Source organism: Nonomuraea sp. CX421, from assembly GCF_059358955.1.
The window spans coordinates 186700-201334 of the sequence record NZ_JCADBK010000011.1 but is presented as its reverse complement, the minus strand read 5'-3'; the positions used below and the strand labels follow the sequence as shown (position 1 = coordinate 201334).

At 72.9% G+C, this 14635-nt stretch carries 14 protein-coding genes; 2 read left to right on the top strand and 12 right to left on the bottom strand.

The genetic code is table 11. The features are described 5' to 3' along the window. Position 1: 1 nt before the first annotated feature. The gene (pknB, locus tag AC5L3X_RS21595) at positions 2-1924 is read left to right on the top strand and encodes a Stk1 family PASTA domain-containing Ser/Thr kinase (protein WP_494859125.1); all 1923 of its coding nucleotides are present in this window, start codon (positions 2-4) and stop codon (positions 1922-1924) included. Between the two features lie 20 nt (positions 1925-1944). Here pknB and alc read toward each other — a convergent pair whose 3' ends face one another. The 9 genes from alc to uraD all read right to left on the bottom strand — a co-directional run bounded on the left by alc (position 1945) and on the right by uraD (position 10167). After that, the gene (gene alc, locus AC5L3X_RS21590; protein WP_494859123.1) at positions 1945-2889 is read right to left on the bottom strand and encodes an allantoicase; all 945 of its coding nucleotides are present in this window, start codon (positions 2887-2889) and stop codon (positions 1945-1947) included. Beyond that, positions 2890-4200 carry an allantoinase AllB gene (allB, locus tag AC5L3X_RS21585; protein WP_494859121.1) on the bottom strand — a complete coding sequence of 437 codons (1311 nt, stop codon included), beginning with the start codon at positions 4198-4200 and terminating at the stop codon, positions 2890-2892. 32 nt (positions 4201-4232) lie between these two features. Beyond that, a complete protein-coding gene (locus AC5L3X_RS21580) occupies positions 4233-5519 on the bottom strand; it encodes a glycerate kinase (RefSeq protein ID WP_494859119.1) in 1287 nt (428 codons plus the stop codon). Positions 5520-5719: 200 nt separating this feature from the next. Beyond that, a complete protein-coding gene (locus AC5L3X_RS21575; protein WP_494859167.1) occupies positions 5720-7153 on the bottom strand; it encodes an 8-oxoguanine deaminase in 1434 nt (477 codons plus the stop codon). 5 nt (positions 7154-7158) lie between these two features. Next, positions 7159-7632, bottom strand: a complete 474-nt coding sequence (locus AC5L3X_RS21570) for a (2Fe-2S)-binding protein (protein WP_494859117.1) — start codon at positions 7630-7632, stop codon at positions 7159-7161. After that, on the bottom strand, positions 7632-8492 hold the full coding sequence (locus AC5L3X_RS21565) for an FAD binding domain-containing protein (protein WP_494859115.1): 861 nt from the start codon (positions 8490-8492) through the stop codon (positions 7632-7634). The genes AC5L3X_RS21570 and AC5L3X_RS21565 overlap by 1 nt, the downstream gene beginning before the upstream one ends. 2 nt (positions 8493-8494) lie before the next feature. After that, positions 8495-9361 (bottom strand): factor-independent urate hydroxylase, encoded by an 867-nt coding sequence (gene pucL, locus AC5L3X_RS21560; protein ID WP_494859113.1) that lies wholly within the window; start codon positions 9359-9361, stop codon positions 8495-8497. Beyond that, positions 9362-9661: a hydroxyisourate hydrolase gene (gene uraH, locus AC5L3X_RS21555; RefSeq protein WP_189128681.1), complete on the bottom strand. Its 300-nt coding sequence runs from the start codon at positions 9659-9661 to the stop codon at positions 9362-9364. It lies immediately after the preceding gene. Next, a complete protein-coding gene (gene uraD, locus AC5L3X_RS21550) occupies positions 9658-10167 on the bottom strand; it encodes a 2-oxo-4-hydroxy-4-carboxy-5-ureidoimidazoline decarboxylase (protein ID WP_494859111.1) in 510 nt (169 codons plus the stop codon). The genes uraH and uraD overlap by 4 nt, the downstream gene beginning before the upstream one ends. A 163-nt stretch (positions 10168-10330) precedes the next feature. On the opposite strand from uraD, the gene AC5L3X_RS21545 reads away from it, so the two are divergent. Further along, entirely contained in the window at positions 10331-11170 is an 840-nt protein-coding gene (locus AC5L3X_RS21545) for a deoxyribonuclease IV (protein WP_189128679.1), read from the top strand. Between the two features lie 666 nt (positions 11171-11836). Here AC5L3X_RS21545 and AC5L3X_RS21540 read toward each other — a convergent pair. The 3 genes from AC5L3X_RS21540 to AC5L3X_RS21530 all read right to left on the bottom strand — a co-directional run bounded on the left by AC5L3X_RS21540 (position 11837) and on the right by AC5L3X_RS21530 (position 14430). Then, entirely contained in the window at positions 11837-12577 is a 741-nt protein-coding gene (locus AC5L3X_RS21540; protein ID WP_189128678.1) for a LytR/AlgR family response regulator transcription factor, read from the bottom strand. Between the two features lie 66 nt (positions 12578-12643). Further along, positions 12644-13789: a sensor histidine kinase gene (locus tag AC5L3X_RS21535; protein ID WP_189128677.1), complete on the bottom strand. Its 1146-nt coding sequence runs from the start codon at positions 13787-13789 to the stop codon at positions 12644-12646. Positions 13790-13833: 44 nt separating this feature from the next. Further along, positions 13834-14430 (bottom strand): molybdopterin-dependent oxidoreductase, encoded by a 597-nt coding sequence (locus AC5L3X_RS21530; RefSeq protein WP_225264281.1) that lies wholly within the window; start codon positions 14428-14430, stop codon positions 13834-13836. Positions 14431-14635: the final 205 nt, after the last annotated feature.

Here is a 14635-nt window from a genome sequence, read left to right as displayed (position 1 = left end):
GGTGGACACGACGACTGCTGACCCCCTGGTAGGGCGGCTGCTCGACGGGCGCTATCGGATCGAGTCCCGCATCGCGCGGGGCGGCATGGCCACCGTCTACCTGGCGCTGGACATCCGGCTGGACCGTACTGTCGCGCTCAAGGTCATGCACCGCTCGCTGGCCGAGGACCCGGCGTTCGTGCGGCGGTTCATCGGCGAGGCCAAATCGGTGGCCAGTCTCTCGCACCCCAACGTGGTGCACGTCTTCGACCAGGGCACCGACGGTGACGTGGTCTACCTGTCGATGGAGTACGTTCCGGGCCGGACGCTCCGCGACACCCTGCGCGACCGGGGGCGGCTGCCCGCCCGCGAGGCACTGGAGATCATGATCCCGGTGCTCGCGGCGCTGGGCGCGGCCCACCAGGCCGGGATGGTCCACCGCGACGTCAAGCCCGAGAACGTCCTGCTGACCGACGACGGCCGGATCAAGGTCGTCGACTTCGGGCTGGCCAGGGCGATCGAGGCGACCAACCAGACCCGCACCGGCGTGATGATCGGCACGATCGGCTACATGTCGCCCGAGCAGGTGATGACCGGCGGCGCCGACGTGCGCAGCGACGTCTACGCGGCGGGCATCATGCTGTTCGAGCTGGTGACCGGGCAGCAGCCCTACGACGGCGAGACGCCGATGTCGGTGGCCTACCGGCACGTTCACGACCGGGTCCCGGCGCCGTCGTCGCTGGTGGCCGACGTGCCGCCGCTGATCGACACGCTGGTGGCGCACGCCACGGCCCGCGAGCCGGCCGACCGCCCGGCCGACGCCACCGCCATGCTCGTGGCGGCCGTCGACGCGCACCGGATGCTGCCCCGCCTGACCAACCCGCCCGTCTCTCACCCGCCCGTCTCCCAGCAGTCCGGGGCGCACTCGCGGGCCCACTCGATGCCGCAGGTCGCGCCTGCCCACACGCTCATCCAGCCGCGCGTCGAGGTGCCCGCGCAGGCGCCGCCGACCGGCCACCGGCGGGCCGGGTTCCGGCCCAACTGGTTCCTGGTCGCGCTGGCCGCCGTCATGGTGGTGGCGATCGGGCTGACCGGCTGGTACTTCTCGCAGACGAAGCTCGTCGCCGTGCCCGACAACCTGGTGGGCAAGAACGTCTCGGTGGCCGAGAGCAACTTGATCGCGCGCGGTTTCCAGGTGCGCAAGGCGCCGGGCCAGCACGACGAGAAGATGGCCGAGGGCCTGGTGCTGAGCACCGCCCCGGTCTCCGGGCAGGAGGTCGAGGGGGGCGCGACGATCACGCTGGTGCCCTCGCTCGGTCCCAAGCGGGTGCTGGTGCCCAAGGTCGAGGGCATGTCCGAGAGCGACGCCCGCGACGCCATCGCCCGCGCCGGGCTGCAGGTCGGCACGGTCAGGCGGCTGCCCAGCCAGCAAATCGAGCGCAACAAGGTGATCCGCACCTCGCCGCAGGTGGGCGACAAGGTCAAGGAGGACTCCAAGGTCGCCATCTACGTGAGCGCGGGCCTGGTCATGCCCGACGTCGGCGGGATGCCCAAGGACCAGGCCGCCGGCTACCTGCAGCAGCAGGGGTTCCAGGTGCAGGTCAACGAGGTCGACGACGACGCCGAGCCGTGCACGGTCATCGCGCAGTCGCCCAAGGTCAACGCGGAGGTCGACCCGGGCTCGGCGGCCACCATCACGGTGGCGCGCTGCCAGACCGACTTCTGGGACTGGTTCCGGGGTGACAACGAGGGCCGTGACGACCAGGAGTTCCGGCTCGTTCCCCAGGTGATGGGCAAGAACGTCCGCGACGCCAAGGCCGAGCTGGAGCAGCTCGGCTTCAAGGTCAAGGTGCGCAGGCTCGGCAACGGCGGCGTGGTGCAGTTCCAGCGGCCGATGCCCAACAGCGAGCGGCCGCCGGGCTCGGTGGTCTACCTCTGGCAGTGAGCCCGGCCCGGTGCGCGAGTTCAGGCGAGGTGGCCGTGCAGCCGCACCCGGGCCAAACCGCCGTCGGGGTGGATGTCGACGCGCACGTGGGTGACCGGGTCGGTGTGCTCGATCCGGAAGCGGTGCGGGGTGTCGGGTTGCAGCCGGGTCCTCGGCAGCAGGCCGATCTCGCGGTCGCCGTCGAGGCCGGTCAGTGACACCGCGCCGGGGGCGTTGAACAGCAGGTTGGTGGTGTCGATCTCGGCCAGCCGGACCCGGCCCCGCCCGGCCAGCCGGATGACCAGCCAGTCGTTGCCGCCGTCGCGCCGGCGCGCGGTCTCCCAGCCTTCGGCCTGGTGGCGGGCCAGGCCGGGGGCGATGGCGTTGTTCGGCGAGGAGTAGAAGTCGTCGGAGCAGGCGGTGACCAGGGCGCCGTTCTGGAGCGCGGCCAGGTCGAGGCCGAGGCCGTCGTAGACGGACAGGTCGGGGCGGGCCTCGCCGTGCACGCGCAGCCGGGCGACCCCGCCGTCGGGGTGGATGGCGAGCCGTACGTGCGTGTAGCGGCGCTCGTCGGTCACCTCGAAGGCGTGCTCGGCGTCGCCCCTGAGGCCCGACCTGGGCACCAGTTCCGTCCACTCGGCGGCCTGGAGCTCGGCGGGTGACGGGTGGCCGCCGGCCGTCGTGCCCTCCACCGAGGCGTACGGCGGGTAGTTGCCCGTGAACCAGGCCGTGTCGATCAGCACGCCGCGGATCACGCCGGGCACACCGAGCCGGACGATCGCCCAGTCGTGGCCCGGCTCGCGGCGGCGGCGGGTCTCCCACCCGTCGTACAGCTGCCCCTTGCTGCCGAACGTGGCCGCCTGGAAGCCGGGCCGGCCGGGGCGGATCAGGCTCTCCTTCTCGGCGAACGACTCGTCGCTGGCGGCCACGACCGAGCCGCCGAGCGTACGCAGGGCCAGGTCGGGCAGTGCGGTGAAGCCGGCCATCTAGCGCTCTCCCAGCAGCAGGGTTCCGTGCGGCTCGTCGTCCACGGGCCGGCCGCGCAGCCAGGTGGTCAGGACGGCGCCCTTGAGGGTGCGGCCGTGGTAGGGGGTGACGGGGTTGCGGTGGTGCAGGCGGTGGGCGTCGACCGAGGTGGCGGCTCTGGGGTCGAAGGCGACCAGGTCGGCGTCATTACCAGGTTTTATCCCGCCTTTCCCCGAAATTTCGGCTATTGCGGCGGGATTCGTGGACATCCAGCGGACCACGTCGTCCAGCCCGTACCCCCGCCGGGACGCCTCGGTCCAGACGGCGGACAGGCCCAGTTGCAGGGAGGAGACACCGCCCCAGGCGGCGGCGAAGTCGGGCACCTTGAGGTCGGCGGGCGAGGGCGAGTGGTCGGACACGACGCAGCTCAGCACGCCGCTCACCAGGCCGTCCCAGAGCCGGTCGCGGTTGGCCGCCGAGCGGATCGGCGGGCAGCACTTAAAGCTGGTGTCGCCCTCGGGCACCTGCTCGGCGGTCAGCGTCAGATAGTGAGGGCAGGTCTCGGCGGTGATCGCCAGCCCGTCGGCGCGGGCGGCGGCCAGCGCCTCCAGGCAGTCGGCGCTGGACACGTGCAGGATGTGCACCCGGGCGCCGGTCTCCCCGGCCAGCCGGATCACCCGCTCGACCGCGCCGCGCTCGGCAGCGCCGGGCCGCGAGTCCAGGAACTCCCGGTACGTCGGGCCGCCGGGTTCGGTCAGCAGCGCCGGGTCCTCGGCGTGCACCAGCAGGAGCCCGCCGAACCCGGCGACCTCCTCCAGCGCCCGCCTCGTCCCCGCCTCGTCCAGCGGCGGGAACTCCGGCACCCCCGACGGCGACAGGAAGCACTTGAAGCCGCGGACCCCCCGGTCGTGCAGCGGCCGGAGGTCCTTGAGGTTGCCGGGGACCGCGCCGCCCCAGAACGCGGTGTCGACGTGGCACCGCCCCTCGGCGGCGCGCAGCTTGGCCTCCAGGGCCACGACGTCCACGGTGGGCGGGACCGAGTTGAGCGGCATGTCGACGATCGTGGTGACCCCGCCCGCCGCCGCCGCGCGGGTGGCCGACGCGAAGCCCTCCCAGTGCGTACGGCCCGGTTCGTTCACGTGCACGTGCGTGTCGACCAGGCCGGGCAGCAGCGCGATGCCGCGCAGGTCGACGTCCTCGGCCGCCTCCAGCTCCGCGGAGTACTCGTGCAGCCCCGCGATCCGCCCCTCCCGCACGCCCACCGCCGCGGCGCGCTCTCCCTCGGGCAGCACGGCCCGCCGCGATCGGACCACCAGGTCGTACGGGGTCATGGCTTCCTCTCGGAGGTGACGGTCAGGACCGGTCACAGGCGGTCGGCGGCCAGGCGGGCCACCAGGCGTTCCAGGAGGGGCCCGGCCTCGGCCATGCAGCGGACCGGGTCGGGCTCCAGGTCGGTGAGCGCGTACGCCGCCTTGATGCCGGCCACCTGGAGCTCGGCGTCGGACAGGGTGCGGCGCCCGCAGACCGCGACCACGGGGACCCCCGCCTTGGCCGCCGCCTGCGCGACCCCGACCGGGGCCTTGCCGCGCAGCGACTGCTCGTCCAGCGACCCCTCTCCGACGATCACCAGCCGGGCGCCCTGGACGAGCTCACCGAAGCCCAGCAGGTCGAGGAGGTAGTCGATGCCGGGACGGATGTCGGCACGCAGGAAGGCGAGGGCGGCGAAGCCGACCCCGCCGGCGGCCCCGGCTCCCGGGGCTCCGGCGACGCCCATGGGCCGGGGCGCGCCGTCGTGCTCGACGGCGCCGACGAGGCCGTGGGTCCGGGTGGCGACGGCGGCCAGCCTGCCGAGGGCGGCCTCCAGGATCCTGACGTCGTCCGCGGTGGCCCCCTTCTGGGGACCGTAGACGGCCGCCGCCCCGTGGGGGCCCAGAAGCGGGTTGTCGACGTCGCTCGCCACCACGAACTCCACGCCGGAGACGTCCGGGAAGGCGGCCAGGTCGATGCGGTCCAGCTCGCGGAGGGCCGCCCCTCCCGGGCCGAGTTCCCTGCCCTCCGCGTCCAGGAGCCGCGCCCCGAGAGCCTGGACCATGCCCGCTCCCCCGTCGGTGCACGCGCTGCCGCCGAGGCCGAGCACGACACGTCGCGCGCCCCGCTCGACGGCGTCGGCGATGAGCTCGCCGGTGCCGTAGCTGGTGGCGGTGAGCGGCTCCCGGTCCCCGGGCAGCCGCCGCAGACCGGACGCCTCGGCGAGCTCGATGACGGCGGTCGGCCGTGCGTCCCGCGCGGACGGCCGGACGTCAGGAGCGGGAGGCCGGGCGTCCCGCACCGGCGGCCGGACATCGCGCGAGGGCCGGTCGACATCGCGTGTGGGTGGCGGTGCCGATCCGGCAGGCCGGTCATCGGCGGGCTCGCCGGTGGGGTGCCAGGCGTAGGCGGCCTGGACCGGCCGGCCGGTGGGCCCCGTCACCTCGCGGGTGATCCGGGTGAAGCCGCAGGCCACGACCGCGTCCACAGTGCCGTCGCCGCCGTCGGCCACCGGCAGCTCGACCGCCGGGACGCCGAGCCCGGCCGCCACCCTGGCCGCCACCTCGGCCGCCGTCAGCGACCCCTTGAACTTGTCCGGGGCGACCAGCACATGATCAACCACTAGGTACTCCCACGCGTCGGGCGGACAGCGGGCGGGCGCGCCCCAGGTGCGAGCGGGCGTGCCGTTGCCGCTTCATCATCACACCCCGGCCCGCGGCGTCTCCGGCCGGTCGCGCCTACGCCCCGCCCGCCGTCGGCGAGGCACCGCGGGCCCGCCCTGGGCGTGGTCAGCGTGGCGTGCTCGCGGCCCGGCCTGCCCGATCACGGTCGGACCTTCCCGGTGGTGGCGACCCCTCGGTCTTCGGCCAGGCGCAGCAGGCGGCGGTGCGCCCGGGCGCCCGCCCGTCCGGCGGCGTCATGCGCGACGGTCCGCAGCTCGCCGTCCTCGACCAGCGTCTCACCCCCGGCCAGCAGGCGGGCCAGGGGCGGCTGGCGCGTCGCGAACACCAGCGCGCAGACGGGGTCGGTCACCGCGCTCGCGAAGGGCTCATCGACCCGCCACAGCGCGATGTCGGCCAGCTTGCCCGGTTCGAGCGTGCCGAGCTCGTCCTGGCGGCCGAGGTTGCGGGCGCCGCCGAGCGTGGCCAGCTCCAGCGCCTGCCGGGCGGTGAGCGCGGTGGGCCCGTACCTCGCCCGCTGGAAGAGCAGCGCCTGCCGCATCTCGCCGGACAAGGTGGTCAGCTCGGAGGAGGCGGCGCCGTCGACGCCGAGGCCGACGTTCGCGCCGCGCCGCAGCATCTCCGACACCCTGGCGATGCCCGCGCCGAGCCGCCCATTGGAGCTGGGGCAGTGCGCCGAGCCGGTGCCGGTGGCGGCGAACCGGTCGATGTCGGAGTCGCTCAGGTGCACGGTGTGCGCGAACCACACGTCGGGCCCCAGCCAGCCGAGCTTCTCCATGTAGTCGACCGGCCGCACACCCGCCTGTTCCAGGCAGAGCCTCTCCTCGTCCAGCGTCTCGGCCAGGTGCGTGTGCAGGCGGACGCCCTTGTCCCTGGCCAGTTCGGCGGCCTTGGTCATCAGGTCGGCGCTGACCGAGAACGGCGAGCAGGGCGCGACCGCCACCCGCAGCTTCGAGGAGAACGACGGGTCGTGGTAGGCGTCGATCGCGTCAGCCGTGGCGGCGAGGATCTCGTCGAGGCGCTCGACCACGACATCGGGCGGCAGCCCGCCCCGCGAGGCGCCCCGGTCCATCGAGCCGCGCGCCGGGTGGAAGCGGATGCCCAGCTCGCGGGCGGCCTGCACACCGGCCGCGAACAGGTCGCCCCGGCCCTTGGGGAACAGGTAGTGATGGTCGCTGGAGGTCGTGCAGCCGGACAGCGCCAGATGGCCGAGGCCGGCGAGCGCGGCGTCCCTGACGACCTCGGCGTCCATCGCGGCCCACACCTCGTACGACGCCACCAGCCACTCGAACAGGGTCGCGTCCTGCGCCAGGCCCTGTGAGGCCCACTGGTAGAGGTGGTGATGGGTGTTGACCAGTCCGGGCGTGGCCAGGCACCCCGTGCCGTCGATCCGCGTCAGGTCCGTGGCACCGCCCGTGGCACCGTCCATGGCGCCGCCCGTGGCACCGGGCAGGTCCGTCATCGGGCCGACGGCGGCGATCCGGTCCCCCTCGATCCGGATATATCCGGACTCGATCTCGGGGCCGGCGACCGGCGCGACGTACACGTTCTCGATCAGTACGGCTCCGGCCGCCACGCCGGTCACCTGGCCGCCGCCTTCCGCGCCGCCGCCAGCCGTACCGCGTCGAGGATCTTCTCGTACCCCGTGCAGCGGCACAGGTTGCCCGCCAGGGCCTCGCGGATGTCGGCGTCGGAGGGCTGTCCGACCCGTTCGATGAGGTCGTGCGCCTGCACGACGAGGCCGGGGGTGCAGAAGCCGCACTGCACGGCCCCGCACTCGGCGAACGCCTCCTGCACCGGGTCGAGCCGGTCGCCCTCGGCGAGCCCCTCGACGGTGCGCACCCGGCGGCCCTCGGCCTGCCCGGCGGCGACGAGGCAGGCGCAGACCGGCGTGCCGTCCAGGTAGACCGTGCACGATCCGCACTCACCCTGCTCGCAGGCGTTCTTCGAGCCGGGCAGCCCGAGCCGCTCGCGGAGCACGTACAGCAGGCTCTCGCCCTCCCACACGTCGTCGGCGACCTGCTCGCGGCCGTTGACGGTGAACGTGACGCGCATCAGGCGGCCCTCCTTCCTCGGTGGTCGTTCCACGCCCAGGTGAGCGTGCGGCGGGCGAGCACGGCGATGGCGTGCCTGCGGTAGGCGGCGGTGCCGCGCACGTCGTCGATCGGCGCGGCCGCCGCGGCGCACAGCTCGCCGAACCGGCCGAGCAGCGCCGGGTCGAGCCGGGAGTCCCAGTCGAGCTCCCGGCCCAGGAACTCCTCGGCCTCCACCGCTCTGCGCGGCGTGGGCGCGGCCGAGCCGAGGCCGGTGCCGACCCGCCGCTCCCCGGGGTGCAGCGCGACGGCGAACGAGCACACCGCGATGACCATGGCGTTGCGGGTGCCGACCTTGGAGAAGTACTGCGGACCGGTGGCGGGCCTGAGGTGGAAGGCCCGGATCAGCTCGTCGGGCCGCAGCGCCGACCGCTTGACGCCCAGGTAGAACTCGTCGGCGGGGATCATCCTGACGCCGCCGTCGCGTGACGCGACCTCCACCACGGCGCCGGCGGCGAGCAGCGGCGGGTGGCTGTCGCCCGCGGGCGAGGCCGCGCCCAGGTTGCCGCCGACCGAGCCGCGGTTGCGGATCTGCGGCGAGCCCACCGTCCGCGACGCCTGCGCGAGCCCCGGCAGCGCCTCGCCCAGCTCGTCGATGATCCTGGTGTACGGCACCGCGGCGCCGACCCGGCAGACGCCGTCGGCCAGGGTCCAGGTCCGCAGCTCGGCCACGTTGCCCAGGTCCAGCAGCGCCACGGGCCGGCGCACATCGAAGTTGATCTCGACCATCACGTCGGTGCCGCCCTGGATGGGCACCGCCTCGGGCTGGTCCGCCTTGGCGGCCAGCGCCTCCTCCCACGTCGTGGGGCGCAAGAAGTCCATCGCTACTCCCAGGCGAATCCGGCGTCGGGGGCGTCCTCGCGCAGCACGCCGCCCTCGATCAGGCCGTACGGCCGGTCGGCCGCGTGGAACACCTCGCCCGCGTTGTCCAGCCCGAACGGCGACAGGTCCACCGCGAAGTGGTGTTTGTTCGGCATCTCCAGCCGGACCTCGCAGATCCCGTCACAGGTGTCCAGTACCCGCTTGCCCATGGCGTACAGCGTCTGCTGGAGCGACAGGCTGTGCGTCCCGGCGAACGCCTCCAGCAGGCACCGCCGTACCTCTGTGTAGGACTCGCCGAAGGAGTCCGGGGCGCTCGCGTGCCGCCACCGGGCGGTCACGGCGGTGGCCAGGACCCGGTCGGAGGTCGGCTGGAGCGTGGTGTACTCGTCGACCGCGAAGCCGTGGAACTCCGACCCGGTCGTGTTGAGCAGCACGAGGTCCCTGAGCCCGGAGACCACCGTGGTGCGGCCGTCGCCGTCGTGGTGGACCACGCAGGTGCGCACCTCGCCGCCGGCCCGCACGAACGAGTGCCCGGAGACGGGGATCCGGGCCCAGAAGTACTCCTCGATCTCCACCCGGGCGTGCCGGATCGCCGGCTGCGTGTCCACGAAGTGCCCGGCCAGCAGCCGCGCGAAGTTCTCGATCTGGCCGACGCCGTGCTTGCCGGCGAAGGCGTACACGGTGTTCTTCTGCGTGTCGGTCGGCAGCACCGCGGCGTTGTCGCCGGTCAGGTGGACGGCCTCCATGTCGCCGGAGAGCGACGAGCTGACGTTGACGTCCTTGAGGTGGTGCACCGCGCCGTCCCTGACGACGCGGACGAGCCTGGTCTCCGCCTTGCCGTAGCGGTTCGGGCCCAGGATGATCGACATCTAGCTCCCTCGGTAGGTGGAGTAGGCGTACGGGCTGAGCAGCAACGGCACGTGATAGTGCAGGTCCGGGTCGGTCACGGTGAAGGTGACGACCACCTCGGGGTAGAAGGTCTCGGCGAGGTAGGCCCCGGTGTCGAAGACGACCCGGTGGACTCCGGCCCCCGGCTGCCAGCCCTTGAGCCGTCCGTCGTCGTCGGTGCGGCCCTCGGCCAGGACCCGCCCGTCGTGCTCCAGCCGTACGCCGACGCCGGCGGCGGGGCGGCCGGTGACGGCGTCCAGCACATGGGTCGAGAAGCTCACGGCGCCTCCCCGAGCAGCTTGGCCAGCCGCAGCCGGGTGATCCTGGCGAGTTCGTCGCGGACCGTGCGGCGTTCGGTCTCGTCGTCGTGCTCCAGCCGCTCGCGCAGCCTGTCCAGCATCTGGCCGCCGGACAGGCCGGTGGCGCAGATCAGGTAGACGTGACCGAAACGCTCCTCGTAGGCGCGGTTCCCCTCGGCGAGCGCCTCCCGCAGGTCGTCCCGCACGCCCGACTGCTCCTGCCGCGACCACGCCGACTCCCGGTCCGCGCCGGCCGCGCGCTCCCCGATGCGCGGGTGCGCGCCGAGCGCCTCCAGCACCTCGGGCCAGGTCAGGTCGTGTACGGCCGCGTCCGCGGCGGCGGCCAGCCCGGCCGGGTCGCGGTAGGGACGGCCGGCCGCGACCGTCCGGGCGAAGACGCGGGAGGCGCAGCAGGTCAGCAGCTCCCGCTCGGCCTCGGCCGGTTCGCGGGCGTTGAAGGCGGCCAGACCGGTGAGCGTGTTGGGCATGCCAGAAGTACACACATGCCCGTCGTGCCCGGTCCATCCGTAAGAACTCTGAACTGCGCAACCGGTTGGCCAGGACTTTTCGTGTCATGCTCCAAGCGCCGCCCCCGGGCAGGCCCACCACCTGCGCGGACGCCGGCACGAGCCGCCTAGACTGTCACCCACCATGACCCTGACCTCTCTCATCGGCGGGCACGTCCTCGTCGCCGGCGGCCTCGCGACGGGCGGCCTGAAGTACATGGCCGAGATCGGCGCCGAGATGATCCAGGTGTTCGTCACCAACCCGCGCGCGTGGGCCCTCACCGCCGGCCGGCCCGACGAGGACGCCAAGCTGGCCGAGTCGGGCGTCGACACCTTCGTCCACGTCCCCTATCTGGCCAACTTCGGCTCGCCGACCCCCGCGACCCTGGCCGGCTCCGTCGCGCTGGTCCGCCACACGCTGCGCCGCGGCGTCGAGACGGGAGCCAAGGGGGTGGTGGTCCACACCGGATCGGCGGTCACCGGGTCACGTGACGACGCGATGCGCCAGGTGCGCGAGCACCTGCTGCCGTTGCTCGACGAGATCCCCGAGGGCGGGCCCGACCTGCTGCTGGAGCCGATGGCGGGGCAGGGCGCGATGCTCTGCGCCACGGTCCAGGATCTCGAGCCCTACCTCGCGGCGCTCGACTGGCACCCGCGCGCGGGTGTCTGCCTCGACACCTGCCACGCCTTCGCGGCGGGCCACGATCTGGCGGCCGAGGGCGGCGTGCGGGAGACCTTCGACCTCCTGCACCGGATCGCGCCGGGCCGGCTGAAGCTGATCCACGCCAACGACTCCAAGGACGTGTGCGGGTCCAAGAAGGACCGCCACGAGAACATCGGCGCCGGCCACATCGGCACCGCGCCGTTCGCCGCGCTGATGCGCCATCCGGCCGTGGCGGGGGTGCCGATCTGCATCGAGACGCCGGGCAAGGCCGAGAAGCACCGCGCCGACATCGAGCTGCTCAAGTCACTGCGCGACAGCTGACCGGCCACCCGGCGGCGATCGCCCGTCGTGCCGGAGTGATCCGCCGACCGCTGGGCTGATCGGCCGTCGTGTCCAGGTGCTCCGCCGCCCGCCCGGCTGATCCGCCGTCGTGTCGGGGCGCCCGCGCCGGCGATCCGACCGCCCCCGGAAGGCCGGATCGCCGCCGAGTCTCCGCGGCCGCTGCGGGCGCCCCTTCACGTAACCGGCAGGCGGGCCCTACCCCCCGGTCAAGGGCCCGACAACCGTGGTGACCAGCATGGTCACCGTGGAACCGGAGCATCACGCGGGCCTTTCGGCCCGGTCCCCCGATGCCCCGGGTGGCTTCCGATGCCGAAACACTACGGTCGCGATCTTGAAGGCGAAACCCCGTTGGCTCACAGCGCGTCGAACGGTCTGTAGTCAGCGGCATACGGAGAGTGTGTACGCGATGAACGGTCCTTCTGATTCGACGAACGGTCGATTACGGGGCTCGCGCACACCTTACGCATGGAGGTCACGAGGGATACCCGATTCAGCGCACCAGCCGCCCCGGCGTGACCAGGGACATCGCGACCATCACGGCAAAGGCCCCAGGATCGAGGGCGCGGACCCGGCGCCACCCGCTTCACACCCGCCCGCCGGGCGGCGCGGAATCGGCTCTAGGAGATGACGCTCAGGAGATGACGCTCAGGAGATGACGCTGCGGTGCTGGCGGACCAGGAGCTCGCGCACCTCGCGGCTGTGCCTCCGGCTGACCTGGAGCGTCTCGGTGCCCACGGTCAGGGTCACCCGTCCGCCCTCGAACCTGAGCTCGTTGACGTGCCGCACGGAGACCAGGGTGCTGCGGTGCACCCTGATGAAGCCCGCCTCGGCCCAGCGACGCTCCAGCGCCGCCAGCGACATGCGCAGGAGATAGCTGCCGTCGACCGTGTGCAGCCGCACGTAGTCGCCCTGGGCCTCGACGAACAGGACAGACTGCTGCGGCACGAACCTCGTGCGGCCGCCCAGTTCGACCGGGATGACGTCGTCGCGGCCCGGCTCGGCCGAGGGAGCCGCGGCGGCCTCCAGCCTGCGCACGGCCTCGGCCAGGCGCTCGGCCCGGACCGGCTTGAGGAGGTAGTCGACCGCCTCCAGCTCGAACGCCTGCACCGCGCACTCCTCGTGCGCGGTCACGAACACCAGCCGCGGCGGGCTGGGAAAGCCGCCCACCAGCCTGGCCAGGTCGAGCCCGTCGAGCCCGGGCATCCGGATGTCGAGGAACACGCCGTCGAGCCGCTCGCCCGTGCCGATCATCTGGACCATGTCCTGCAGCGCCTTGACCCCATCGTAGGCGGTCGCGACGTGCTCGACCCGGCCGTCCTGGCGCAGGAGATATGCCAACTCCTCCAGCGCGGGCACTTCATCGTCAACGGCCAGCAGACGCAGCATGGGTCCTACGCTGCCGCATGAACACCAAGGTCACAAGGGACATGCCAACGTCGCGTAAAGATTTGGCTACAGAGAGCTAAATTGAGTCTTGGGTACGCGCAGCCGCACCTTCGTGCCCGCGCCCAGCGACGTCTCCACGACGAGGCCGTAGCCCTCGCCGTAGATCTGCCGCATCCGCACGTCCACGTTGGCCAGCCCGATGCCGTTGCCCTCCCGCCGGGGATCGTCGTCGAGCATCCGGCGGGCCTGCTCGGGGTCCATGCCGGCGCCGTCGTCCTCGACCGAGATGTGCGCCTCCGGGCCCGCGTCACGCGCCACGACGCGCACCTCGCCGCTGCCGCCCCGGCTGCCCATGCCGTGCTTGATGGCGTTCTCCACCAGCGGCTGCAGGCACAGGAACGGCACCGGCACCGGCAGCACCTCCGGCGCCACCTGGAGGCTGAACCGCAGCCGGTCGCCGAACCTGGCACGTTCCAGCAGCAGGTAGCGGTCGACGCAGGTCAGCTCGTCGGCCAGGGTGGTGAAGTCGTGGGCCCGGCGCAGCGCGTAGCGGGCGAAGTCGGCGAAGTCGAGCAGCAGCTCGCGGGCGCGCACGGGGTCGGTGCGGATGAACGACGCGATCGTGGTCAGCGCGTTGTAGACGAAGTGCGGCGAGATCTGGGCCCGCAGCGCCCGCATCTCCGCCTCCAGCGCGCGGCGGCGCGACGAGTCGAGCTCGGCCAGCTCCAGCTGCCCCGACACCCAGCCGGCCACCTCGGTGACGGTGCGGACCAGCCCCGCGCTCAGCTCGTCGTCGAACGCGGCCAGCGCCCCGACGATCGTGCCGTCCACGGTCAGCGGCGCCACCACCGCTCCATACGGCTCGCCGGCGAACACCTGCGCCCGGCCGGCCGCCAGTGCCGTGCGCGCGTAGGTGAGCACCTCGTCGGTGCACGGCCCGTCCCAGGCCAGCGCCGCGTCGGTCGAGGTGATGGCGACGGCGTGGGTGCCGAGCAGGGCGCGCAGGTGGCGGACGGCGTGACGGGCAGAGTCGCGGTGCAGCCCCGTCCGCAGTGCCGGGGCGGCCATCGCGGCGAGGTGCAGCGTGGTGAACGTCGCCTCGTCCTTGGACCGGCGGCCGGACGCCCGGGGGCCGCGCCGCGAAACCCGGGCAAGGCCGTAGCCGAGGACGAAGGTCAAGGAGGAGAGCACCACGCATGCGGTGGTCAGCATGCGGGCAACCGTAGCGGGCCACGGACCGTGTGCGGGCGGAAACCCTACGGAGGGCCCTCGCCGGGTTCTTCCTGGTAGGAGTAACGCTGCTCGCGCCACGGGTCGGCCACGTTGTGGTAGCCGCGCTCCTCCCAGAAGCCCCGCCGATCCTCCAGCAGATATTCGATGCCGCGCACCCACTTGACGCTCTTCCACGCGTAGAGGTGGGGCACCACGATCCGCAGCGGAAAACCACGGTCGAGGCTGATCGGCTTGTCGTCGACCTCCATGGCGAACAGGGTGCCGGGTGCGGTGAAATCGGACATCCTGAGGTTGGCGCTGTAGCCGTACTCTGCCCAGATCATCACATGCCGGACACCCGGGTCGGGTGGCGCGAGGTCGAGGATGGTGGCGGGGCTCACCCCGCGCCACTCGACGCCCATGAGCGAGAACTTGGTGACGCAGTGGAAGTCGGCCACCACGTCGGCGCGGGGCAGCCGTTCGAAGTCGTCCCAGGCGAACCGGTGCTCCTCGCCGGAGGCGGTGGCACCGAAGACGCGGAAGTCCCAGCTGTCGGGCCTGAACTGGGGGACCCTGCCGTAGTGGATCACGGGACGGCCGCGCGGGACGTACTGGCCTGGGGGCAGGCGCGGCTCCTGCACGATCACTCCAATCGCACGCTCTCGTGGTCGTGAGCCATCCTGCCATCGCGCCGCCCCCGGTTCGCGCCCGGGTTGGGTGCGCTATTCTTGGGCGCTATGCGCAAGGCGTTCCAGTTTTGGTATGGCGACGGACCCGAGTCCGTTCGCCACCTGACGCTGCGCTGACCAGCAGACAGGCGAACAGAAGGCCCCGGGTCCGTTAAGG